This is a genomic window from Streptomyces sp. NPDC090021 (assembly GCF_044748225.1).
In the GTDB taxonomy this organism is placed as follows: Bacteria; Actinomycetota; Actinomycetes; order Streptomycetales; family Streptomycetaceae; genus Streptomyces.
The window spans coordinates 158,101-179,854 of the sequence record NZ_JBIVFO010000008.1; the positions used below are offsets into that span (position 1 = coordinate 158,101).

A 21,754-nucleotide genomic window follows, 5' to 3' on the forward strand; every position below is an offset into this window, starting at 1 on the left:
GGCCCGATCCGTCCCCCACCGGGACGGCCCGGCGGCCCACTCCCCGAAGGGACTGGCGGCGTGCCGCAGCGCCCCGTACCCCGACCCGGTCTCCCGCAGCCACGGCTCCGAAGTGGAGTCAGGACGGGCAGGCTCGGCAGCGTGTTCATTCACTCGGGGCCGGGCGTGACAGGCGCTCACCCTTCGGTGCTCAGTCGACGCCGCTGAGATAGACCCGGCTGGTGCGGTCGTCGACCTGCGCCACCGCCACCTTCAGCCAGTTGAGGTTGTCCTCGCACGGCGCGCATACCTGACCTTCGCGGACCGCCGCCAGTAGATCGGGCTCCGGCAACCCGAGGTGCGAGAACGGCGTCGACCGGTTCGTGTTGCGGGCGAGTGGCTGTTCGCGCAGGCTGAGCGGTTGCTCCGGCTTCAGCTGTGCGACGAACTCGTCCACCTCGTCCGTGGGGAGGACGAACGCCATGATCAGGCCGTCGTCCTGCAGCCCCGCCAAGTGCGCCGCCTTCGCCTCGGTTGCCGCGGCAGGCAACCGCACATGCAACGTCTTGGCTACCGACTCCACGGTGGCCCCGTCCACCCAGTGCGACACTTGCCCCGATGAGCGGTCTGCCGCCCGGGGCCCGTTCCCCGTCGTCCCCGAGCAGCCGGCCACCAGCCCCGTGAGCATGGCCACCCCGCCGACCAGCGCCGGACGCCACCTGCTTCGGGGCTCCAAGCTCATCGGGCGTCCCCGTTACGGCCAATGTCGGTACGTGTGCCGTCCCGTCCCGGTTCCTTCGGAACGGGCCAGGCGGCGCCCGAACTCATGTCGTACTGCAGCACCGAACTGCTCCCCCTCATATCGAATTCCCTGGCCTGTCCCGTCGTGTGCATTCGGGCCATGTCGGCGTCGGTCACCGTGGTCGGACCGATAGGCGTGGCCTTCCCGGGGTCCCAGTTGTACCGGTCCCACACATTGACCTGATAGTCGATGCCGACCTGCGGCTTGCCATCCGGGCCCGGCACCGCCGTCACCACACCTGTCGTGTTGGTCATGGCGCTGCCCACGGCCAAGTACCAGTTCGCTGTGCCGTCCGGCCCCTTGTCGTGGGTGTAACCCTGCCCCGCCGTCTCCACGGGGATCGCGACGGGCTTGCCGCCCGACTGCGCGAAGGCGTCCAGCGCCTGGCGGCGCCATTCGTCCTCCTGCTTGGCGCGCGTCACCGCCGACACGTCACGCAGGACCGTGTCGCCCTCGTCGCTCAGCATCCTGTCGACATCGAGGTCGAGTGCTCTTCACCTGGGCACAGACCACGGCACCACGGCCGACGGGGATCTCGCATGCCGGACAGCCGCCCGAGGCTCCGCCCGAGTTCGGACACCACCTCGAACACGCTCCACAAACGCCGAGATCCCGCCCCGCCTTGCGGCGGAACGGGATCTCGTGAAGATTCCTGAGAGCTACTCAAGAACTGTCGTCTGTGTGGTGTTCACGAGTAGCCCTGACCAGCCGAAGCAGGCCGCCTTGAAGATCGCTTCCCAGCGCCGAGGTGATTGTTTCCCAGCTACCGCTCAACAGCGCGAGCTGCCAGCGGGCGCGGAGCCCGAGACCCCTCGGCGCTTCCGCGTCGACAGCCCACCATTCGCCGCTCCTCAGTCGACGCCGCTCAGGTACACGCGGCTGCTGTCGTCATCGACCCGTGCCACGGAGACCTCCAGTGCGTTCAGGTCACCCTTGCAGGGTGCGCACACCACCCCTTCGCGGACGCCGGCAAGCGAGTCCGGCTCCGGCAAACCCAGGTGTGAGAATGGCGTCGTCGTCTTCCCCTCCCCCACGAATGGCTGTTCCCGTAGACGCAGAGGCCGCTCCGGCTTCAGCTGTGTAAGGAACCCGTCCACCGCGTCAGTGGGCAGTACGAAGGACAAAATCAGGCCGTCGTCCTGGAAGCCCTTCTGGTAGGCAGCCTTGGCCTCGGTCGCTGTCGAGGGCATCTGCACCTGCAACGTCCTGGCGACCGACTCCACGGTGACCCCGTCCATCCAGTACGGCACCTGCCGCCCCGGTGAGGGGCTCACGTTCCGACCGCCCTGTTCGGCCGCCGACCCCATGCATCCAGCCATCAGACCAGCGAGCAATACCACCCCGGCGACGGTCAGCGGGCGACGAGTCCGTACTTGCGTCGAGCTCACCGGGCGTCCCCGTTACGGCCGATGTCCGTACGAGTCCCGTCACGGCCGGGTTCCTGGGGGGCGGGCCAGCTACCGCCCGAGCCCAGATCATGCTGCTGCACCGAACTGCTGCCCCTCATATCGAACTCCCTCGCAAGCCCCGTGGTGTGCATCCGGGCCATGTCGGCGTCGGTCACCGTGGTCGGGCCGATGGGGGTGGCCTTGCCCGGGTCCCAGTTGTACCGGTCCCACACGTTCACTTGGTAGTCGATGTTTACCTGTGGCTTGCCATCCGGGCCGGGCACGGCTGTCACTACACCCGTCGTGTTCGACATCGCGCTGCCCACGGCCAGGTACCAGTTGCGGTCCTCGTGGGTATAGGACTGGCCCAAGGACTCCACCGGTATGGCGACGGGCTTGCCGCCCGACTTCTCAAAGGCTTCCAGCGCCTGGCGGCGCCACTCATCCTGCTCGGCGGCGCGCGCCTTCGCCACCACATCTCGCAGCTCTCCGTCATCGGTCAGCATCCGGTCGACATCAAGGTCGACGGTGGCGCCGGTGCCGCGCAGATAGTGGTCCATGTGCCTGGCTGCGTCGGTCATACCGATGAAGTCACCACTGTTCGAGATCCCGTTGGCCTGGAACTCCTCCCAGTAGTCCCCGAAGCCCGGGGAATCGACGTCGTACGGTCCGGCCCCGTCGTCAGCGGCCACCCGCTTGACCGAAGGGGCCAACAGGCCTGCCCCCAAGAGCTCGTCCTTGTGCTGCGTCCACAGCTGTGCCCGGGCCTCGGGACTCAGGGACTGCCACAGCCGCCGCAGCTCCGCCCTCTGCTTGTCGTTGGCGTCTTCTCCCAGATGGGCGAGTTTCAGGGCGCGGGGCAGCATGTCCTGGTCGAGCGACGTGTACGACGCGTGGCCGGCGTTGGTCGGATCACCGCCGTGGCTCGCGCGCAGCGCCCGTACGGCAGCTGCGTCCACCTCGGTGGCGTGGCTCACGATCCCGGTCAGTGTGTCGGCGTACCACTGCATCATGTCGCGTTTTCTCTGGCCGGGCCCGTCCACCTCGCAGACGAGGGCGTCCGCGATCACTACGCTTCCGTCCTTGCGTCCGGTGACGCTGAAGCCCGCTTCCTTGGCGTCGGCAGTCACACTCCTGGCCTGCTGCTGGATGCGCTTCAGCTCGGTGTGCGCGTCATCGAGGACACTGAAGATGCTCTGCGCCTCCGCGTGGAGGTCCGCGAACTCCTTCACCGTCTTGCCGACGAAGTCCCGGGTCACACCGGCGTTGACGCCCTCCCACCGTGCCTTGTCAGCCTTCGCCTTCATACCGTCGCGAGCCTCGCCGCCGAGCCGCTGCATCTCCCCGGCCACGCGCTTCCAGTCGGCGACCGCCGTCTCCAGTTTGCCGAGGTCGACTTCCATGAGCTCGGAGTAGTCCATGCAGTGCTCCTCCCCTACTTGAAGTACTCGGTCAGGCGGGAAACGGGCACGGCCGAGCCGTCCCGGTTCCGGAGAGACGCGGCGATCGCGGCGTCGTTCTCGGCGTGTGCCTTCTTCGAGTAGTCCAGGTGGTTCGATATGTGCGCACAGGCCTGAAGGACACTCTTGACCTGCGAGGTCCATACGGACACCGTCGTCTGCAGCTCACCCCCGAGGGCGAAGTTGCTGCCCGTCAGGGCTGCTGCTGCCTGCATCGTGGAGCCCGCCCCCTCCTTGTTGGCGCCGACGTCGGCGATGTCAGCCTCCTTCTGCAACTGGCCGTGCAGCATGAAGGCCTCATGACCGACACCGCCGAGGTCGTCCTGGTTCACGACGAGGTCGTCCTGTCCGCCGCCTCCTGGGCCGCCCGGCAGTTGGTTGAGTCGCATCGAGGCCTGCCGCCCGGCGGTCACGTCCGCCTTCGCGCTGTCCCATTCATCCCATGCCATCACGCCATTGGACCATGCCCCTATGGCAGACCGATCGACAGACAGGAAAGGGGAGTTGGTGCAGGCCCAGGGGCGCGCCGTGGCCATCCGGCGGCGCAGGAGCAGACTTTCAAGGCTCAAGCGGGTTTCAGCAGCTTGGTCCGAAGGCTGGTGCTGCGATCGGGAGGTATCACTGCGAGGTGCCGAGCACTCGATCGCGGAATTGCTGGAAGGCGTGCCACCGGAGCCGCGGATGTGGAGCCTGATCGAGTCCACTGGGTCTTCCCGGAACGCTCCACGTACCCGGACCACCCCGAAACCTCAGGCCGCCGACCGCCAGGCAACCGCTCCCGGCACCGAACCCGTTCGGACACCGTCTTGAACAGTCCCAGGAAACGCCGAGATCCCGCCCAGCCTCTCGGCTGGACGGGATCTCGTGACGATTCTTGAGAGCTACTCAAGAACTGTCGTCTGTGGACCTGTGGGGATTTGAACCCCAGACCCCCTCGATGCGAACGAGGTGCGCTACCAGACTGCGCCACAGGCCCTTGCGACGTGTGAAACATTAGCACCCCTGCGCCGGTGCTCCAAAACGCGTATCCGCGCCGGTCCGCGCAGGTCACCGATCACTCGTTCGCGGCGCGCGGGCGGTCCTCGTTCTCGTACTGGTCGAACAGCGGGGTGCGGCCGCGGCCCTGACCGCGGGGGCGGGGGTCCTCCTCGGCCGGGGCCGGGGCGGGGGCGGGGACGGCGGGCTGGGCGCGCAGCCGGGGTTCCGTCGGCTCGGCCGTGCTGGAGCGGGTCGCGCTCCAGGCGTCCGGGGTCACGGGGCCCGTGGCCCGGGGGGCGACCGGGGCCGTCACGTACGTCGGCAGCGGGACCGGGACCGGCTCCCAGCTGTCACCGCGGGCGGGGCCTCGTTCCCGTTCGCGCTGCTGGTCCACCCACTCGGCGTGGTCGGTCTGCTCGACCAGCGCGCGCCGTCCGGCCTCCTGGGGGGAGACCGGTGGAGCAGGGTCCGGTTCGCCGGCCGCCGGTGCGCCCTCCTCGGGGTGGCGGCGGCGCGGGCGGTCCTCGCGCAGTCGGCGCGCGGCCGCCTCGGCCCGCCGCCGGTCCATGGTGAACTCGTAGCGCCGCCGCTCCTGGACCCGCAGGTGGGCGATGTACGTGCTCAGCAGGACCGCGGGGACGGCGGGGGCCCACAGGTAGTGCAGGCCGCCCACGGCCGCGACGACGGCGCCTGCGGTGAAGACCAGGAAGAGGAGTGCGGTGGTGCGCCGACGGCGCGCGAGGACCTGGAGGCGTTGCTCGCGCCGGGCCCGCTCCGCTCGCTGCTCGCGCTCGGCGGCCGCCGCGCGCGGCTCCGCCCTGGTCGGGGACACGCCGAGGGCCCGGGCGTCGGCGTCGACGGAATTCACCGTCTCCGTCGCGGCGTCCGGGTCCGCGTGGGGCTGGGGCTCCGCCTCCTCGTCACCGCGTTCACGCAGCCCCTTGGCGTAACGGCGCTCCATTCCCGCCCGGCCGGAAAGCAGCCGAATGGCGGTGGAGAAGCGTTCCGTCGGACGGGCTTCGTTCAGCTCGTCCTGCCTCCGGAGCCACATGGGCACCAAGTAGGCGGCCCAGGCCCCGACAATGACTGCGTAGATGAGGCCGCTGCTGCTCACACCTCACACCGTAGAGGGACGCGGGCGAGGGGATCGGCCAATTGGGCCGGTGTGTCGCGCGATCTCGCTGATATCACGGACTTTTTTTGTGATTCTTCGGATCAGGTTATGGGCGAATCGGTTACCCCGGGCATCAATTCGAACGTATATTCGTTTATTGCCGAGGGTCGGGACCCGCCGGGCAATCCCTATTTCGGCGGGGACGGCGAGTGGCGCGAGCGGTGCCAGCGGTTCAGCAGCCCCTCCGGCACCTCCTCCGCCGTGATCGCGTAGACGAGGTGGTCGCGCCAGGCGCCGTCGATGTGGAGGTAGCGGGGACGCAGTCCCTCCTCGCGCAGGCCGAGCTTCTCCACGACCCGCCGGCTGGGACCGTTCTCGGGCCGGATGCACACCTCGATCCGGTGCAGCCCGACCTTCCGGAAGCAGTGGTCGACCGCCATCGCGACCGCCGTCGGCATGACGCCGCGGCCGGCCACGTCGCGGTCCACCCAGTAGCCGACGTGGCCCGCGCACATCGAGCCCCAGGTGATGCCGGCGACCGTCAGCTGGCCCACCAGACGGCCCTGGTACTCGATGACGAAGGGCAGCATCCGGCCCGCGTTCGCCTCCGCCCGCAGGTGACGGACCATCTGGCGGTACGTGGGCCGCTGGATCACCGGCCCCCACGGCGCGGGCGGCGGGATCGTGGCCTCCCACGGCCGCAGCCAGTCGCGGTTGCGCCGGTTGACCTCGCGCCAGTCCTTCTGGTCGCGCAGTTTTATCGGCCGGAGCGTGACATCACCGTCGGTCAGGACCACCGGCCAGGTGGGGCCGTTCAGCTCGCGCTCCCCGAGGGTCCCGCCGGTCTGGGGTGGTCGCCGCCGCGGATCTGGTCCACCGCGTGCGGCAGGATGCGGGACAGGACCGCGAGGCCGTCGCGCACACCGCCCGTGGAACCGGGCAGGTTGACGATCAGCGTGCGCCCGGCGACGCCCGCCAGGCCGCGGGACAGGGCCGCGGTCGGCACCTTGGCGAGGCCCTCGGCGCGGATGGCCTGCGGGATGCCGGGGATCTCGTAGTCCAGCACCCGCGCGGTGGCGTCCGGGGTGCGGTCGGTCGGCGAGATGCCCGTACCGCCGGTGGTCAGGACGACGTCGTAGGCGGCGGCCACGCCCTCGCGCAGCGCCTGCTCGACGGGGTCGCCGTCCGGGACCACCCGGGGGCCGTCCACCGTGAAGCCGAGCTTCTCCAGCGCCTCGGCCAGCAGCGGGCCGCCCTTGTCCGCGTACACGCCCTGCGAGGCCCGGTTGGACGCCGTGACGACGAGCGCCCTGCCGAGGGACCCGGCCGGGGCCGCACCGGACTCCGGCGCCGCCGCCTCGTGGTGGCTGTGCACCTCCCCGCCGCGCGGGGCGTTCACGAGCGCGCCCAGTCGCCGGACTTGCCGCCCGTCTTCTCCTCCACCCGGACGTCGGTGATGACGGCGCCCTTGTCGACCGCCTTCACCATGTCGATCACGGTGAGGCCGGCGACCGCGACGGCCGTCAGCGCCTCCATCTCGACGCCCGTGCGGTCGGTCGTCTTCACGGTGGCGAGGATCTCCACGGCGTCGTCGGCGACCGACAGGTCGACCTTCACGCCCGAGACGGCCAGCGGGTGGCACAGCGGGATCAGGTCCGGGGTCTTCTTCGCCCCCATGATCCCGGCGATGCGCGCGGTGGCGAGGGCGTCGCCCTTGGGCACTCCCTCGCCGCGCAGCAGCTCGATCACCCGGGGGGAGACGAGTACTCGTCCACTGGCGCGGGCCGTCCGGGTGGTGACGTCCTTCGCGGAGACGTCGACCATCCGGGCCGCACCGGCCTCGTCGATGTGGGTGAGCCTGCTCTCGGTACTCATTGCTGTGCCGCTCCGCTCTGGGCCCCCGGGGGCCTGTGTGGTGCGACACACGCTACCCGCACAGGCCGCCGGAGGGGCGCGCCGGGGGAACGGGCCCCGGCGCGCGGAAACGGAGGACGCGGATCGGCCGGGACGGCGCGGATCGGCCGGGACGGCGCGGCTCAGCCGAGCAGGACCACTTCCAGCTCGGTACCGGGCTCCACCGAGGTGACGTCCTCCGGGACGACCATCAGCGAGTCGGCGTGCGCCAGTGCGGCGATCAGGTGGGAGCCCGATCCGCCGACCGCACTGACCGTGCCGCTCTCCGCGTCGTAGGCGCCGCGCAGGAACTGGCGGCGTCCGGCCGGGGAACCGAGTGCCTTGTCGGCCTTCAGCACGGCCCGCACGCTCGGCCGCCGGACCTCGGACTCCGGCAGTCCCATGAGGGCGCGGATCGCGGGGCGTACGAACAGCTCGAAGGAGACGTACGAGGAGACCGGGTTGCCGGGGAGCGCCAGCAGCGGGGTGTGGTCGGGGCCGATGGTGCCGAAGCCCTGCGGCTTGCCGGGCTGCATGGCGAGCTTGCGGAAGTCGATCCGGGTCGCGTCCACGTCCACGGCGTCCTCGTCCGAGTCGGCGGAACCGGACGACGGGAGGGGGCCGACGGAGGAGAGCGCCTCCTTGACCACGTCGTAGGCGCCGACGCTGACCCCGCCCGTGGTCACCAGCAGGTCGGCCCGGATCAGCTGGTCCTCGATGGTGGAGCGCAGCGTGTCGGCGTCGTCCGCGACGGCCCCGACCCGGTAGGCGATGGCGCCCGCGTCCCGGGCGGCCGCGGCCAGCGCGAAGCTGTTGGAGTCGTAGATCGTGCCGGCGGTGAGCGGCTCGCCGGGCTGGACCAGCTCGCTGCCGGTGGACAGGACCACCACGCGCGGACGCGGGCGCACCCGTACGGTGCCTCGCCCGATGGCGGCCAGCAGGGCGATCTGCGGCGGGCCGAGGACCGTGCCGGCCGCGAGGGCGAGGTCGCCGGCCTGGACGTCGCTGCCGCGGGCGCGGACGTGCGCCCGTGCCCCGGCCGCGCGGTGCACGCGTACCTCGCCGCCCGAGTGCTCCGGGGCGGCGCTGGCCGGGGTCATCCCGGCGGCGGCGCCGCCCCCGGTCCCGCCGTCGGTCCACTCCACCGGTACGACGGCTTCCGCACCGGGCGGCAGCGGGGCCCCGGTCATGATCCGGGCGGCCTCGCCGGGGCCCACGGTGGGCAGCTCACCGCTGCCCGCCGCGACGTCCCCGACGACCGTCAGCACCGCGGGGAACTCCTCGCTCGCACCCTGGACGTCGGCCGTGCGGACGGCATAGCCGTCCATGGAGCTGTTGTCGAAGGGCGGGAGGGCGACGGGCACGGTGACGTCCTCGACGAGGACACAGCCCTGGGCGTCCAGCAGCTGGAGCTCGATCGGCTCCAGCGGCCGGACGGCCCCGAGGACGTCCGCGAGGTGCTCGTCCACGGACCACAGACGGTGGCCTGCGTCCTGCGGTGCGGAACTGCTCAAGGTCCTACATCTCCTCCGTGACGTAACGGTGAAGCCAGGTGCGGAACTCGGGGCCCAGGTCCTCGCGCTCGCACGCGAGGCGGACGATGGCCCGCAGGTAGTCGCCGCGGTCCCCGGTGTCGTAACGACGGCCCCGGAAGACCACGCCGTGCACCGGACCGCCCACGGTCTCGTCGGCGGCCAGCTTCTGCAGGGCGTCGGTGAGCTGGATCTCCCCACCGCGGCCCGGCTCGGTCTCCCGCAGTATGTCGAAGATCGCGGGGTTGAGGACGTAACGTCCGATGACCGCGTAGTTGCTGGGGGCGTCCTGGGGCTCCGGCTTCTCGACGAGGCCGGTGACGCGTACGACGTCCTTCTCGCCGGTGGTCTCGACGGCGGCGCAGCCGTAGAGGTGGACGTTGGCCGGGTCGACCTCCATGAGGGCGATGACGGTGCCGCCGGTGCGGGCGTGGACGTCGGCCATCTGACGCAGCAGCGGGTCGCGCGGGTCGATGAGGTCGTCGCCGAGGAGGACGGCGAAGGGCTCGCGGCCGACGTGCGGCTCGGCGCACAGCACGGCGTGGCCCAGGCCCCGCGGGTCGCCCTGGCGGACGTAGTGCATGGTCGCGAGGTCGCTGGATTCCTGGACCTTCTTCAGCCGGTCGTCGTCGCCCTTGGCGATGAGGGCGGACTCCAGCTCGTAGTTGCGGTCGAAGTGGTCTTCCAGGGCACGCTTGTTACGCCCAGTGATCATGAGGACGTCGTCGAGTCCGGCCGCGACGGCCTCCTCGACCACGTACTGGATGGCCGGCTTGTCCACAACCGGGAGCATTTCCTTCGGGGTCGCCTTGGTCGCCGGAAGGAAGCGGGTACCGAGGCCAGCGGCCGGAATGACGGCCTTCTTGATCACGGGGTGCAACATAGTCATGGCCAGAACGATAGTGGGTCCTGCCGATCAACCGACGAGATCGCGGTTGGTAGGTCCACATATGCCCTGATTCGAAGGAAATTTGATTCTCGTGGCAGAGAACCCGCCGACCGCGTCCGCCAAGTCCGAGCTTCGCCGGGAACTCCTCGCGGCCCGCCGCGCCTTGTCCCCCGACGCCCGTGCCGCGGCGGCCGCGGCGCTCGCCGTGACCGCCCTCGAACTTCCCGAACTGGCCGGTGCGCGCACGGTGGCGGCGTACGTCTCCGTCGGCGGCGAGCCGGGCACCCGCGCCCTCCTCGACGCCCTGCGCACGGCCGGCAAGCGGGTGCTGCTGCCCCTCCTGCTGCCCGACAACGACCTCGACTGGGCGGCGTACGAGGGCTCCGGCAGCCTCACCGAGGCCGCCCACCCGGGGAAGATGCGGCTGCTGGAGCCGTCCGGCCCGGCGCTCGGGCCTGACGCGGTGACGGAGGCCGACGCGGTGCTGCTGCCCGGACTCGCGGTGGACGGGCGCGGTATGCGGCTCGGTCGCGGCGGGGGCAGTTACGACCGGGTGCTGCAGCGGTTGGAGCGGGCCGGGGCGCATCCGGCGCTGGTCGTGCTCCTCTACGACGACGAGGTGGTCGCGCGGGTCCCGGAGGAACCGCACGACCACCCCGTGCGGGCGGTGGCCACCCCGTCAGGGGTGCGCCGCTTCAGCTCATGAGCCGCCGGCCGGCTTGAGGGTCAGGGTGTCGACCGTGGCCTTCGCGACGGCGTCCTTGCCGAAGGGCCACTCCAGCAGCTCGCCCTTGGCCCACATCTGCGTCTGGTCCGTGTAGTGCGCGTTGTACGCGTGGCCGGAGGCGCCGGTGAGGTTGATCCAGCGGGACTTGTCGAGGTCGTTGAGGTTGACGACCATCCGCATGGACGGCACCCAGGTGACCCCGTAGCCGCTGGAGGCGTTCCAGCCGGTGGCGTTGACGGTCGCCTCGCCGCCGCCCACGTTCCACGGGCCGCGGTTGAGGAGCCACTGCATGAAGCCGGGGCCCTCGGTGCCGATCGTCTGGTTCTTCAGGTTCAGCTGGTGCAGGCGGCCCCAGCTCCAGGTGGACTGGTCCTTGCCGAGCTTGGCGGTCAGCTCCCAGCGGGCGTCCGCCATGGCCCGGGCGAACAGCTCGTCACGGGTGGTGGTGGCCGGCTTGTTCAGGCCCTTGGCGGGCGCGCTCCACCACGGCGACTTCTCGTCCTTCACCAGGCGGCGGACCACCTCGAACCAGCGGTCGCCGCCGTCGGGCTGCGCCGAGTCCGCGTCGCGGGTGCCGCATTCGCGGACCGTCTTGGACAGGTCGTCGGCCGGGCCGGTGCCGTTGCCGAGGACGTTCATGCAGCTGCCCTCGATCCGCAGCTCCTTGGGCATCTTGTCGCCGAAGGCCAGCTTGAGGATGTTGCGCCAGACCGCGTTGAAGTAGGCCGCGGCCGCGGAGTCGGACTCCTGCGTGTAGTTCCAGCCGTCGAGCAGCTTCTGCGCCTCGCGCACGCCCGGGTCCGAGATCTGGATCTTCGACAGCATCGGGGTCAGCAGCGCGGCGATCTCGCTGCTGTTGTCCATCTGCATGGCGCGCATGTCGTCGGTCGAGATCTTGCCGCCGTCCTTGATCTTCGCCTCGATGAGGTCGTTGATCCGCTGGCTGCGGGCGCCGTAGCCCCAGTCGGTGGTCAGCAGGTGCGGGTACTTGCCCGCGCCGGTCCCGCCCTCGGCGACGGCCTGGTTGGCGGTGACGATGTAGCCGCGCGAGGGGTTCTGGTCCCAGGGCAGCTCGTTCTGCGGGATGTAGCCGGCGCCGCCGTCGCGGCCGCCCTTCCAGGCGAACTTGGAGTCCCAGCCCGGGGCGGGCATCCGGCCGTCGCCCTGGCCGCGGACCGGGATGCGGCCGGGGGTCTGGTAGCCGATGTTGCCGTTGGCGCCCTTGTTGTCGGCGTAGATCAGGTTCTGCGAGGGGACGTCGAAGTCGGCGGCCGCCTTGCGGAAGTCGTCGAAGGTCTTGGCCTGGTTGAGCTTGAAGACCGCGTCCATGGTCCTGCCCGGGTCCAGCGCGGTCCAGCGCAGGGCGATGGCGTAGCCGTCGCCGCGGTCCGGGGCGGAGCTGTCGACCGGGGCGCGGGTGCCGACCGTGGCGAGCTCCTCGCTGCGGTCCGAGACGAGCGGGCCGTTGTTGGTCGTGCGGACGGTGATCTTCTTGCTGGCGCCGCCCGCGACCTTGATGATCTCCTCGCGGAGGGTGAAGGGGAGCACCCGGTTGCCGTAGACGTAGCCCTCGGGCCTGATCTGCTCCAGGTAGAGGTCGGTGACGTCGGCGCCGAGGTTGGTCATGCCCCAGGCGATGTCGGCGTTGTGCCCGATGACCACGCCGGGCATGCCGGAGAAGGTGAAGCCGGCCACGTCGTACTTGCACTGGGCCGAGACGGCGCGGCAGTGCAGGCCCATCTGGTACCAGACCGAGGGAAGCTGCGGCGACAGGTGCGGGTCGTTGGCGAGCAGCGGCTTGCCGGTGGTCGTGTACTTGCCGGAGATGACCCAGGAGTTCGAGCCGATGCCGCTGCCGTTGGGGCCGAGGATGGCCGGGACCTTCTCCAGGGTGTCCGCGAGGGCGCTCAGCTGCGTGCGCAGCCCCACGGTCGCGCCCTGGGCGGTGGCGTTGCCGGCGAGGCCGGTGGTGTCACCGGCGCCCCGGGCGGTGGAGGCACGGTTGGCGACGGTGCCGCCGGAGCCCGCTCCGGTGCCGCCGGAACCGCTGCCGGAGCCGGAACCACTGCCGGAACCGGAGCCGGAGCCCGACGCCGAGCCCGCGTTCCCGCTCTGGCCCTGGGGCGTGTACTTGCCGCCGTCGACCTTGCCGCCCTCGACGACCGGCTTGTTCCGGTCGAAGGGGTACGGCGGGTAGAGCTCGGCGATCTGTGCCTGCGAGAGCTTGCTCGCCATCAGCGCGCGGTCGATCTCGTCCTGCATGTTGCCGCGCAGGTCCCAGGCCATCGCCTTGAGCCAGGCCACCGAGTCCACCGGCGACCACTGCTCGGGGGCGTAGCCGCCGCTGATCTTGAGGGCGGCGTGCTCGACGGAGAGGTCCTTGCCGGACTTCCCCTTCAGGTACGCGTTGACCCCGTCGGCGTAGGACTGCAGGTTCTTCTTCGTCTCGGCGGAGAGCTTGGTGTCGTACTCCTCCTGCGCGACCTGGCGCCAGCCCAGCGTGCGCAGGAAGGCGTCGGTCTCGACCTGGCCGGCGCCGAACATCTCCGAGAGCCGCCCCGAGGTCATGTGGCGGCGTACGTCCATCTCCCAGAAGCGGTCCTGCGCGTGCACGAAGCCCTGCGCGCGGAAGAGGTCGTCGTCGCTGTCCGCGTAGAGCTGGGGAATGCCGTTGGCGTCGCGCTTCACCTCGACCGTCCCCGTCAGGCCGGGCACGTCGAGGGAGCCGGTCGTCTGGGGGAAGGAGGCGCGCACGCCGTCCACGCTCCAGTACGCCCCGTAGCCGAGGCCCGCGACGAGTCCCAGGACCAGTACGAGCACGATCAGACGGGCGCGTCGTCCCTTCTTCTTGACGGGAGGAGCGGTTTCGTTGGCGGGCATCGCTGTCCTTAGAGGGGCAGGGTGGTCCTGGGAGTGCTGGGAGCAACCATAGGCGCAGGACCGACTCCGTTGATCCGCCAGGGGTGGAGGCCGTGTGGAGGGGCTGTATCGCGCGGCGGTCCCGCAGGCGGCCTGAAGTGGATCTCCGGCGGTGCGCGCGGTCCCGAGGACAAGGGGGAACAGCCGTTTCACAATGTGGTTATCGCGTAAAGGGCGCGTCAAAGATTAGGTAAGGTAACGAACTACTTGCCGAACCTGTCGCCGGGCGCATCGATCCGCCGGGCGCATCGAGGAGGGCCGCCCGCTGACTGTCCACACGCTCAATGAGCTGCTGCTGGTCTGCTCGCTCGTACTGCTCGTCGCCGTGGCCGCGGTGCGGGTCTCGTCACGCAGCGGCCTGCCCAGCCTGCTCATCTACCTCGGCATAGGCGTCGCCATAGGCCAGGACGGCATCGGGAACGTCGTTTTCGACAATGCCGAGCTGACCCAGGTCATCGGCTACGCCGCCCTCGTCGTGATCCTCGCCGAGGGTGGTCTGGGCACCAAGTGGAAAGAGATCAAGCCGGCCCTGCCGGCGGCGATCATGCTGTCCCTGGTGGGCGTGGCGATCAGCGTGGGCGTGACGGCGGCGGCTGCGCACTACCTCGTCGGACTCGAATGGCGCCAGGCGCTGCTGATCGGCGCGGTCGTCTCCTCGACCGACGCGGCGGCCGTCTTCTCCGTGCTGCGCAAGGTGCCCCTGCCCTCCCGGATCACGGGCGTCCTGGAGGCCGAGTCCGGCTTCAACGACGCGCCCGTCGTGATCCTGGTGGTGGCCTTCTCCACGGTCGGCCCGGTGGACGACTGGTACGTCCTGCTCGGCAAGATCGCCCTGGAGCTCGCGATCGGCGCCGCGATCGGCCTGGCGGTGGGCTTCCTCGGCGCCTTCGGCCTGCGGCGCGTGGCACTGCCCGCCTCCGGCCTCTACCCGATCGCCGTGATGGCCATCGCCATCGTGGCGTACGCGGCCGGCGCGATGGCACACGGCTCGGGCTTCCTCGCGGTGTACCTGGCGGCGGTGATCCTGGGCAACGCCAAGCTCCCGCACTGGCCGGCCACCCGCGGCTTCGCCGACGGGCTCGGCTGGATCGCCCAGATCGGCATGTTCGTCCTGCTCGGCCTGCTGGTCACCCCGCACGAGCTGGTCCACGACTTCTGGCCCGCGGTCGTCATCGGGCTGGTGCTGACGATGGTGGCGCGGCCCCTGGAGGTCTTCGTCAGCCTGCTGCCCTTCCGGATCCCGTGGCGGGAGCAGGTGCTGATGTCGTGGGCGGGCCTGCGCGGCGCCGTGCCCATCATCCTGGCGACCATCCCCATGGTGTCGGGGATCGAGGGCAGCGACCGCGTCTTCAACATCGTCTTCGTGCTGGTCGTCGTCTACACCCTGGTGCAGGGGCCGACCCTGCCGTGGCTCGCGCGCAAGCTGGACCTCGGACGGGGCATGGAGACCGCCTCCGACCTCGGCATCGAATCGGCGCCGCTGGAGAAGCTGCGCGGACACCTGCTGTCCTTCGCCATCCCCCCGGCCTCCCGGATGCACGGCGTCGAGGTGAGCGAGCTGCGCCTGCCGCCCGGGGCGTCGGTCACGCTGGTCGTCCGGGACGCGAAGAGCTTCGTACCGGCGCCGTCGACGGTGCTGCGGCACGGGGACGAGCTGCTGGTGGTGGCCACGGACCCGGTGCGGGACGCGGCGGAGGCGCGGCTGCGGGCGGTGGCCCGGGGCGGCAAGCTGGCGGGCTGGCTGGGGGCCGGCAACGGATCCGGCGCCCATTAGAGCAGTGCTCTCATCCGACCGGCTTCGGTGAGATTTGCCCTCTTATATCCGGAAATATAGGGCTCTCCGGGTGCGAAGAACCGGTTAATCGCAGGTGAAGAGACGGGCTGTCGGCGCAATCACAGGGCGTGGTATCAGCTTCCCCTGTACGATGAAGGCACACCAGATCGAACCAACTCTGCCTGACGCAGAGCTGGCGCGACCGCAAAGCGGCCGTGGCACCCTCCCGTAGCGGGCGCCCAGGTATCACTCGGTTCTGCGCAAGAGGACAGCTCTCGGGGCTCCCAACACGTACGGGTGCGGCCGCTCACAAAGCAAGGCACCGTCCGCAGACGGGGACGCTCTACCAGGCAGCGGAAAGGCAAGGCCGTGACATCCGCGGTCACGACCGACACGTCCGCCCGCCCCGGCTACGGGCAGCTCCTGCGCACACCCGGCGCCCTCGGCTTCGTACTCCCCGGCTTCGCAGCGCGACTCCCCTTCGGGATGCTGACCATCAGCATCCTGCTGCTGGTCCAGCACACCACCGGCTCCTACGGCAGCGCCGGCATCGTCGCCGCCGTTACCGGCATCTCGATGGCCCTCTCCGCCCCGCTGATGGGCATCTTCACCGACCGCTTCGGCCAGAGCGCCGTGCTCGTGCCCGTGGTCCTCGCGCACGCCGCCGCCGTCAGCGGCCTCGCCGCCCTCGCGCTGGCCGACGCGAACGTCTGGTTCCTGGCGCTGGCCGCCGTCCCGACCGGCGCCTCGGTGCCGCAGGTCGGCCCCATGGTCCGCGCACGCTGGGCCGCCCGGCTGGAGGGCTCCCCGCTGCTGCCCACCGCCGCCGCCTTCGAGTCCGTCACCGACGAGTTCACCTTCGTCGTCGGCCCGGTCCTGGCGACCGCGCTGTGCACCGGCGTCCACCCGGCGGCCGGTCTGGTCACCGAGGCCACGCTGACGCTGCTCGGCGGCCTGCTCTTCGCGGCCCGCCGCGCCTCCCAGCCCAGGACGCACGCCCCGTCGGCCACCGGCGAGAAGCGCACCTTCGCGCTGTCCCACCCCGGCCTGCGCGTCCTGATCCTCGCCTTCCTCGGGATCGGCGCCGTCTTCGGCGGCATGCAGGTCTCGCTCGCCGCCTTCTCCAACGAGATCGGCAACCCCGGCGCCAACGGCCTGCTCTACGGCGTCTTCGCGGCCGGCAACATGATCGCGGGCATCGCCATGGGCGCCGTCGCCTGGAAGATCGGCCCGCGCCGCCGGCTGATCCTCGGCTACGTCGGACTCACCGCCGCCGCGTCGGTGCTGTGGGCCGCGAACTCGGTGATCCTGCTGGGCGCGCTCGGCCTGGTCGTCGGCCTCTTCATCGCCCCGGCCCTGATCACCGGCTACACCATGGTCGAGCAGCTGGTCCCGGCGAACGCCCGGACCGAGGCCTTCACCTGGCTGACCGGCTCGATCGCCTTCGGCCAGGCCATCGCGGTCATCCTGGCCGGCCGCCTGACCGACGCGCACGGGTCGACGTACGGCTTCCTGGTGCCGATGGCGGCCACCGCGCTGGCGCTGGCCGTGCTGCTGACGCTGCGCGCGAAGCTGGCCCCGAAGGCCCCGAGCCGGATCGTGAACTCGTCCGCGCCCGGCGGCGAGGCCACGGCGGGCGCGGAGACCGGCGCAGAGGCTGCTGCCCGTACCGAAGTCCGCGGCGAGGTCCGCGGCGAGGTCCGCGGCGAGACCGCCGCCCGTACCGGGAGCACGGCTGCGACCATCCCCTCGGCGGCCCCCCGTGACCGGGTGAACGAGCGTGGGATGGGTCACCGCGTACCGGTGACGGTGGACTGATCCGCCGGAATACGTCACCATGGAGCGTCGTTAGCACTCATTGAGTCAGAGTGCCAGGAGGAAATTCGTGCCGACCTACCAGTACCAGTGCACCGAGTGCGGTCAGGGCCTTGAGGCCGTGCAGAAGTTCACCGATGACGCACTGACCGTGTGCCCGAGCTGCGACGGACGCCTGAAGAAGGTGTTCTCCGCGGTCGGCATCGTCTTCAAGGGCTCCGGTTTCTACCGGAACGACAGCCGCGGCGCCTCGTCGAGCAGCACCCCTGCCTCGAAGCCCGCGTCGAGCTCGTCGTCCTCGACGACGACCGCCGCCGCCGCTCCCGCCGCTTCGTCCTCCTCGACGTCGTCGAGCACGAGCAGCAGCTCCACGTCGGCCGCCTGACAGCTCCGCCCCGAGGCCCCGCACGCCCCCACCGGGCGGCGGGGCCTCAGGCATGCCCGGTTAGGGTGAGCGACATGGTGAACGCAGAGATCGGTGTCATCGGCGGCTCGGGCTTCTACTCCTTCCTGGAGGACGTCTCCGAGATCCAGGTGGAGACCCCGTACGGACCTCCCAGCGACTCCCTGTACATCGGCGAGCTCGCCGGCCGCTCGGTGGCCTTCCTGCCGCGGCACGGGCGTAGCCACACGGTCCCGCCGCACAGGATCAACTACCGGGCGAACCTCTGGGCCCTGCGCTCGGTCGGCGTCCGCCAGGTGCTCGGCCCCTGCGCGGTCGGCGGCCTGCGGCCCGAGTACGGGCCGGGCACGCTGCTCGTCCCCGACCAGCTGGTCGACCGTACGCAGAGCCGCGTCCAGACGTTCTTCGACGGGGTCGCCCTGCCGGACGGCAGCGTTCCGAACGTCGTGCACACCACCTTCGCCGACCCGTACTGCCCGGTGGGCCGGTCCGTGGCGGTGGCGGCCGCGCGCGGTCAGGACTGGGAGCCGGTCGCCGGCGGCACCATGGTCGTCATCGAAGGACCGCGCTTCTCGACGCGCGCCGAATCCCGCTGGTACGCGTCGGCGGGCTGGTCCGTGATCGGCATGACGGGGCACCCGGAGGCGATCCTCGCCCGCGAGCTGGGGCTCTGCTACACCTCGATGGCACTGGTCACGGACCTGGACGCGGGCGCCGAGACCGGTGAGGGCGTCTCCCACACCGAGGTCCTGAAGGTGTTCGGCGAGAACGTCGGCCGTCTGCGCACGGTGCTCTTCGACGCGGTGGCGGGCCTGCCGGCGACGGACTCCCGCGACTGCCTCTGCACCCACGCGCACGACGGCTGGGACCTGGGCATCGAACTCCCGTAGACCTTTCTGCCACTGCCACTGCCACTGCCGCTGCCGCGGCCCCGGCCACTGCCACTTCCGCTGCCGCTGTCACATCCGGGGCTGCTGTCCTGTCTTCCCGTGTGAAGGCCCAGTCGGGACAGGACAGACCGCTTCGGGAGATGACAGTCATGGCTCGTATCTCGCTCACCCCGCCCCGCACCCTGCTGACCCGCATCGGCGCCTGGTACTCGCGCCGCACCTACGGCAAGGTGCTCGACCCCGGTCAGGCCTACGGGCACAACGCGCGCGTGCTCTCCACGTACGTCCGCCTGGAACAGCGGGCGGCGAAGTGGAACGCGCTGGACGCCGGCCTGAAGCACCTCGCGGTGATGGCGGCGGCGGCCCGCATCAACTGCTCGTGGTGCATGGACTTCGGCTACTGGGAGGGCCACGAGAAGGGGATGGCAGCGGAGAAGATCGAACGGGTGCCCCGGTGGCGGGAGGCGCGCGAGGTGTTCACCGAGCCGGAACTGCTGGTCATGGAGTACGCCGAGGCCATGACCGAGACCGAGCCGGCGGTCACGGACGAAATGGCCGCGGCGCTGATCGCACGGCTCGGGGAGGCGGCCTTCGTCGAACTCACGGCGGTGGTGGCGCTGGAGAACTGGCGCTCGCGCGTCAACAGCGCCTTCGGCCTGACCAGCCAGGGCTTCTCGGAGGCCTGCGCGGTTCCGGCGAGGCGGTGACGCCGACCGACGCCGGCGGGGTGAACACCGGCTTCCCCGGCTCCGATCCGGACGGCCGGGTCACCGTCGCCCCGGGCGCGTCGAGGGTCACGGTGCACGGCAAGGGCGGTACGGAAATCACGGCCGCAGCGGTGAAGCCCGTCAGCGGCATGACCGGGAGCGACCTCGCCGGCATCGGCGTCGCGGCGGGCCCGGCGGAACAGGTGCTGTGGTCGGCCCGGCCGGCGATGCGCGCCGGGTGCGACGGGGTCGTCGCCCCGCCACGAGAGGCGGACCGCTGCGGGCGGCGCTGGGACCGGAGCCGCTCATCGTCACGCCGGGCGTGACGCTGGGACCGGCGGGGGGCGGAGCCGGCGGGGCGGAAGCGGTGGGGGCGGTACCGGCGGGGGGCGGAGCCGGCGGGGCGGAAGCGGTGGGGGCGGTACCGGCGGGGGGCGGTACCGGCGGGGGGCGGAGCCGGCGGGGCGGAAGCGGTGGGGGCGGTACCGGCGGGGGGGCGGAGCCGGCGGGGCGGAAGCGGTGGGCGGAGTGGGCGGGCGCGCCCGGCCGGGGACACCTGCGGCGGCCTTCGCGGTCGGGGCCTCGCACGTCGTGGTGGGCCGGTCGGTCGCTCGGGAGGCCGACCCGGTGGCCGACCCGGTGGCCGCGCTGCGGCAGGCCCGGGCGGCCGCCGGGACGGCGCCCGGAGCGAGGGGCCGTCACTCCGGCGGGTGACGGCGTTTTCCACAGGCTGGGGACTGTCCACAGGCGGGAGCGGGATTCGGGGGGAGGTCGGATCGTGGGGTGTGTCCGGGCGGTCGGTCCGGGCACAGGAACTCACTCCGTTTGGTGGTGCTCGTCATGTCCCGGACTTCCGCGGCCTCTTCGTCCTCGTCTGCGTCCTCGTCCGCGCCCTCGTCCGCGCCCTCGTCCGCGCCCTCGTCCGCGTCCTTCCCCTGGTCCTCTTCGCCGGTCCCCTCCGCCTCCTCGGCGGCCCCCGCCGCAGCGGCGGGGCTGCCCGCCCGGGCGCTGCCCGTGTGTGCGACGTCCTCCACGTGTCCCCCGTCGCGGCCCGTCCCGTCGTTCCCGCCGCTTCGCGTGGGCCGGGGTCCGGGGCGGCTGCGCCGGGCCGTGCGGCGCCGGCGGCGGTCCGCCTCGGCCGCCCTGGCCGTCGTCGCGGCTGCCCTGGCCGTGGGAGGGGCCGAGGCCCAGACCTCCCGGGGTGCGCCTGCGCCCGTGGTGAAGCCGCCGCCGGCGGCGGTGCGGATGGTCTCGGCGCCCGTGCGCATCGCGGACGCCGAGACGGTGCGGCTGCTGCGGCCCGGGGACCGGGTCGACGTGGTGGCGGCGGAGCGCGCGCAGCCGCCCAGGGTGCTGGCCGCCGGGGCCAGGGTCGCCGAAGTACCGGCTCCGGAGAAGGGTGTTGGGGACGGTGGGGCGCTCGTCGTCCTGTCCGTGCCGCGGGACACCGCGCGGGCCCTGGTGGGGGCGGGCGCTACGGCCCGACTGGCGGTGACACTGTGCTGACTCGCACGCACGATCACCCAATTCACCTCAAAGGGATGCCCGATTGGACACACCTCTGCCGGACTGCCGTAGCTTTCGGAACCGTTGGCTCCGTGTTTGGCTTCCGTGTAGAAGGGCTCAGCGATGGGCGAGAAGAAGAAGGAAAGCGTGCTGGCGGGCTTCAAGGCCTTCCTGATGCGCGGCAATGTCGTCGACCTGGCGGTGGCCGTGGTGATCGGCGCCGCGTTCACGAACATCGTGAACTCGGTCGTCAAGGGGATCATCAGCCCGATCGTGGGTGCGGTGGGCACGAAGAGCCTGGACGGCTACAAGTCCTGCCTGAAGGCCCCTTGCGAGATCGGCCCCGACGGCCAGCCGACCGGTGTCGAGATCCTCTGGGGGTCGGTGCTGAACGCCACGCTGACCTTCGTGATCACCGCGGCGGTCGTGTACTTCCTGATGGTGCTGCCGATGGCGAAGTACCTGGCGCGGCAGGAGGACCGCCGCAAGGCCCGCGAGGGGGTCCAGGAGATCGTCGAGATCACCGAGCTGGAGGTCCTCAAGGAGATCCGCGACACGCTGGTCGCGCAGCGCGTGGGCGGCGGTGGCGTCGGCGGTCAGGCTGGTTCGCGCGACGGCTTCTGACCGCGCCGGCCGCCCCGGCCGGTCAGATGTGGTGCGGCGGCTTCTCGTCGAGGAAGCGGGCCAGATCGGCCGCGCTTCCGCCGGCGGGCGGCCGCTCGCCCCAGCCGCGGTCCGTGTCGTCCGACGACTGCTGGTCCAGCGGGTCGTCGAAGACGATCCGCGGCTTCGGCCGGGGCTGCCGGGCTTCGGCGGCGGGTCGCTGGGGCTGCGGGCCGGAGGCGGGGGTGCTGCTCATGCCTCCAGGGTACGGCCGCCCGCGGTGGCGGCCCGGCTCGGCCGGGAGCCTCGGCCCGCTTGCGGACGAGCCGGATGCCGTGGGGTGCGCTCTCCCGCCGGAGCGGGCGCACTCGTGAA

Annotated in this window: 22 protein-coding genes and 1 tRNA gene; 9 read left to right on the forward strand and 14 right to left on the reverse strand. The window is 71.3% G+C overall.

Annotation, left to right across the window (positions count from 1 at the left end; translation table 11 throughout):
- Positions 1–190: 190 nt before the first annotated feature.
- The 12 genes from ACIPXC_RS08545 to galU all read right to left on the reverse strand — a co-directional run bounded on the left by ACIPXC_RS08545 (position 191) and on the right by galU (position 10,035).
- Positions 191–577, reverse strand: coding sequence for a hypothetical protein (locus ACIPXC_RS08545; RefSeq protein ID WP_401614844.1), 387 nt, complete (start codon positions 575–577; stop codon positions 191–193).
- Between the two features lie 140 nt (positions 578–717).
- Positions 718–1,248, reverse strand: a complete 531-nt coding sequence (locus ACIPXC_RS08550) for a hypothetical protein (protein WP_401614846.1) — start codon at positions 1,246–1,248, stop codon at positions 718–720.
- A gap of 384 nt (positions 1,249–1,632) precedes the next feature.
- The gene (locus ACIPXC_RS08555; protein ID WP_401614849.1) at positions 1,633–2,019 is read right to left on the reverse strand and encodes a hypothetical protein; all 387 of its coding nucleotides are present in this window, start codon (positions 2,017–2,019) and stop codon (positions 1,633–1,635) included.
- Between the two features lie 146 nt (positions 2,020–2,165).
- The gene (locus ACIPXC_RS08560; RefSeq protein WP_401614852.1) at positions 2,166–3,590 is read right to left on the reverse strand and encodes a hypothetical protein; all 1,425 of its coding nucleotides are present in this window, start codon (positions 3,588–3,590) and stop codon (positions 2,166–2,168) included.
- Positions 3,591–3,604: 14 nt separating this feature from the next.
- Positions 3,605–4,078, reverse strand: coding sequence for a hypothetical protein (locus ACIPXC_RS08565; RefSeq protein WP_401614855.1), 474 nt, complete (start codon positions 4,076–4,078; stop codon positions 3,605–3,607).
- Between the two features lie 453 nt (positions 4,079–4,531).
- Positions 4,532–4,605, reverse strand: a tRNA-Ala gene (locus tag ACIPXC_RS08570).
- Between the two features lie 78 nt (positions 4,606–4,683).
- Entirely contained in the window at positions 4,684–5,721 is a 1,038-nt protein-coding gene (glpR, locus tag ACIPXC_RS08575; RefSeq protein ID WP_401614858.1) for a gephyrin-like molybdotransferase receptor GlpR, read from the reverse strand.
- A gap of 188 nt (positions 5,722–5,909) precedes the next feature.
- The gene (locus ACIPXC_RS08580; RefSeq protein ID WP_401614861.1) at positions 5,910–6,518 is read right to left on the reverse strand and encodes a GNAT family N-acetyltransferase; all 609 of its coding nucleotides are present in this window, start codon (positions 6,516–6,518) and stop codon (positions 5,910–5,912) included.
- Positions 6,519–6,535: 17 nt separating this feature from the next.
- On the reverse strand, positions 6,536–7,096 hold the full coding sequence (locus ACIPXC_RS08585; protein ID WP_401614979.1) for a molybdenum cofactor biosynthesis protein B: 561 nt from the start codon (positions 7,094–7,096) through the stop codon (positions 6,536–6,538).
- A gap of 20 nt (positions 7,097–7,116) precedes the next feature.
- Positions 7,117–7,596: a cyclic pyranopterin monophosphate synthase MoaC gene (gene moaC, locus ACIPXC_RS08590; RefSeq protein ID WP_030662516.1), complete on the reverse strand. Its 480-nt coding sequence runs from the start codon at positions 7,594–7,596 to the stop codon at positions 7,117–7,119.
- A gap of 161 nt (positions 7,597–7,757) precedes the next feature.
- On the reverse strand, positions 7,758–9,128 hold the full coding sequence (gene glp / locus ACIPXC_RS08595) for a gephyrin-like molybdotransferase Glp (RefSeq protein ID WP_401614865.1): 1,371 nt from the start codon (positions 9,126–9,128) through the stop codon (positions 7,758–7,760).
- A gap of 4 nt (positions 9,129–9,132) precedes the next feature.
- Positions 9,133–10,035 carry a UTP--glucose-1-phosphate uridylyltransferase GalU gene (gene galU / locus ACIPXC_RS08600; protein WP_401614868.1) on the reverse strand — a complete coding sequence of 301 codons (903 nt, stop codon included), beginning with the start codon at positions 10,033–10,035 and terminating at the stop codon, positions 9,133–9,135.
- 91 nt (positions 10,036–10,126) lie between these two features.
- Here galU and ACIPXC_RS08605 point away from each other — a divergent pair, with 91 nt between their 5' ends.
- A complete protein-coding gene (locus ACIPXC_RS08605) occupies positions 10,127–10,741 on the forward strand; it encodes a 5-formyltetrahydrofolate cyclo-ligase (protein ID WP_401614870.1) in 615 nt (204 codons plus the stop codon).
- Here the strand turns inward: ACIPXC_RS08605 and ACIPXC_RS08610 are convergent.
- The gene (locus ACIPXC_RS08610; protein ID WP_401614873.1) at positions 10,736–13,642 is read right to left on the reverse strand and encodes a penicillin acylase family protein; all 2,907 of its coding nucleotides are present in this window, start codon (positions 13,640–13,642) and stop codon (positions 10,736–10,738) included. The two genes, ACIPXC_RS08605 and ACIPXC_RS08610, sit on opposite strands and share 6 nt — an antisense overlap.
- A 286-nt stretch (positions 13,643–13,928) precedes the next feature.
- On the opposite strand from ACIPXC_RS08610, the gene ACIPXC_RS08615 reads away from it, so the two are divergent.
- The 8 genes from ACIPXC_RS08615 (at position 13,929) to mscL (ending at position 21,400) form a co-directional block, all read left to right on the forward strand.
- Complete coding sequence (locus ACIPXC_RS08615) at positions 13,929–15,455, forward strand: potassium/proton antiporter (RefSeq protein ID WP_401614982.1); 1,527 nt, start codon at positions 13,929–13,931, stop codon at positions 15,453–15,455.
- 369 nt (positions 15,456–15,824) lie between these two features.
- The gene (locus ACIPXC_RS08620) at positions 15,825–17,273 is read left to right on the forward strand and encodes an MFS transporter (protein WP_401614876.1); all 1,449 of its coding nucleotides are present in this window, start codon (positions 15,825–15,827) and stop codon (positions 17,271–17,273) included.
- A gap of 67 nt (positions 17,274–17,340) precedes the next feature.
- Positions 17,341–17,655 (forward strand): FmdB family zinc ribbon protein, encoded by a 315-nt coding sequence (locus ACIPXC_RS08625; RefSeq protein WP_401614879.1) that lies wholly within the window; start codon positions 17,341–17,343, stop codon positions 17,653–17,655.
- 74 nt (positions 17,656–17,729) lie between these two features.
- Positions 17,730–18,563: an S-methyl-5'-thioadenosine phosphorylase gene (locus tag ACIPXC_RS08630; RefSeq protein WP_401614881.1), complete on the forward strand. Its 834-nt coding sequence runs from the start codon at positions 17,730–17,732 to the stop codon at positions 18,561–18,563.
- Positions 18,564–18,712: 149 nt separating this feature from the next.
- Positions 18,713–19,270 (forward strand): carboxymuconolactone decarboxylase family protein, encoded by a 558-nt coding sequence (locus ACIPXC_RS08635; RefSeq protein ID WP_401614884.1) that lies wholly within the window; start codon positions 18,713–18,715, stop codon positions 19,268–19,270.
- The gene (locus tag ACIPXC_RS08640) at positions 19,267–19,596 is read left to right on the forward strand and encodes a hypothetical protein (protein WP_401614887.1); all 330 of its coding nucleotides are present in this window, start codon (positions 19,267–19,269) and stop codon (positions 19,594–19,596) included. Before ACIPXC_RS08635 ends, ACIPXC_RS08640 begins: the two co-directional genes overlap by 4 nt.
- Positions 19,597–20,485: 889 nt before the next feature.
- Complete coding sequence (locus tag ACIPXC_RS08645) at positions 20,486–20,776, forward strand: hypothetical protein (protein ID WP_401614890.1); 291 nt, start codon at positions 20,486–20,488, stop codon at positions 20,774–20,776.
- A gap of 123 nt (positions 20,777–20,899) precedes the next feature.
- Complete coding sequence (gene mscL / locus ACIPXC_RS08650) at positions 20,900–21,400, forward strand: large conductance mechanosensitive channel protein MscL (protein ID WP_401614892.1); 501 nt, start codon at positions 20,900–20,902, stop codon at positions 21,398–21,400.
- Between the two features lie 22 nt (positions 21,401–21,422).
- Here the strand turns inward: mscL and ACIPXC_RS08655 are convergent, their stop codons facing one another.
- Positions 21,423–21,635 carry a hypothetical protein gene (locus ACIPXC_RS08655; RefSeq protein WP_401614895.1) on the reverse strand — a complete coding sequence of 71 codons (213 nt, stop codon included), beginning with the start codon at positions 21,633–21,635 and terminating at the stop codon, positions 21,423–21,425.
- Positions 21,636–21,754: the final 119 nt, after the last annotated feature.

Excerpts from the sequence above, each read along its gene's own strand:
- ACIPXC_RS08550 (WP_401614846.1), bottom strand. The coding sequence starts at position 1,248 with ATGCTGAGCGACGAGGGCGACACGGTCCTGCGTGACGTGTCGGCGGTG.
- ACIPXC_RS08555 (WP_401614849.1), bottom strand. The coding sequence starts at position 2,019 with ATGGACGGGGTCACCGTGGAGTCGGTCGCCAGGACGTTGCAGGTGCAG.
- ACIPXC_RS08560 (WP_401614852.1), bottom strand. The coding sequence starts at position 3,590 with ATGGACTACTCCGAGCTCATGGAAGTCGACCTCGGCAAACTGGAGACG.
- ACIPXC_RS08565 (WP_401614855.1), bottom strand. The coding sequence starts at position 4,078 with ATGGCATGGGATGAATGGGACAGCGCGAAGGCGGACGTGACCGCCGGG.
- moaC (WP_030662516.1), bottom strand. The coding sequence starts at position 7,596 with ATGAGTACCGAGAGCAGGCTCACCCACATCGACGAGGCCGGTGCGGCC.
- galU (WP_401614868.1), bottom strand. The coding sequence starts at position 10,035 with ATGACTATGTTGCACCCCGTGATCAAGAAGGCCGTCATTCCGGCCGCT.
- ACIPXC_RS08610 (WP_401614873.1), bottom strand. The coding sequence starts at position 13,642 with ATGCCCGCCAACGAAACCGCTCCTCCCGTCAAGAAGAAGGGACGACGC.
- ACIPXC_RS08630 (WP_401614881.1), top strand. The coding sequence starts at position 17,730 with ATGGTGAACGCAGAGATCGGTGTCATCGGCGGCTCGGGCTTCTACTCC.
- ACIPXC_RS08635 (WP_401614884.1), top strand. The coding sequence starts at position 18,713 with ATGGCTCGTATCTCGCTCACCCCGCCCCGCACCCTGCTGACCCGCATC.
- mscL (WP_401614892.1), top strand. The coding sequence starts at position 20,900 with ATGGGCGAGAAGAAGAAGGAAAGCGTGCTGGCGGGCTTCAAGGCCTTC.
- ACIPXC_RS08655 (WP_401614895.1), bottom strand. The coding sequence starts at position 21,635 with ATGAGCAGCACCCCCGCCTCCGGCCCGCAGCCCCAGCGACCCGCCGCC.